1 pseudogene is annotated in these 334 nt (G+C 64.4%); it reads right to left on the bottom strand.

Annotation, left to right across the window (positions count from 1 at the left end):
* Positions 1–334 (bottom strand): annotated as a pseudogene (locus tag BG61_RS39035) (potassium-transporting ATPase subunit B); the annotation flags it as partial.

The following is a 334-nucleotide window of genomic DNA, read 5'->3' as shown; positions in this document are numbered from 1 at the left end:
GATGCCGCCCTTGACGATGTCCTTGAGTTCAATCACGCCGATCACGCGCGCAACATCACCCTGCTTGTCCGCCACGACGAGTGGCGTGCTGCCGCGCCTCGCGACTTCTTCCACCGCCGTCTGCACTTCCTTCGGATACACGCCGTGATGACGCTCGACGTAGCGCTTCACCGACTCCGCCGCGCCCTTGCGAATCTCGCGATCCGGCAAGTCGACTCCGCTCATTCGCGTTTGCGCGGTGAAGGGGATGAACGTGGCATGCAGGTCTGCCATCCCGCGCTCGCGCAGGTTGAACCGCTGCTTGGCAAGCACGACGATGCTGCGGCCTTCCGGC

It is taken from the genome of Caballeronia glathei, assembly GCF_000698595.1.
Classification (GTDB): Bacteria; Pseudomonadota; Gammaproteobacteria; order Burkholderiales; family Burkholderiaceae; genus Caballeronia; species Caballeronia glathei.
The sequence above is the reverse complement of the archived record's forward strand: the minus strand, read 5'-3'. Positions and strand labels throughout refer to the sequence as shown.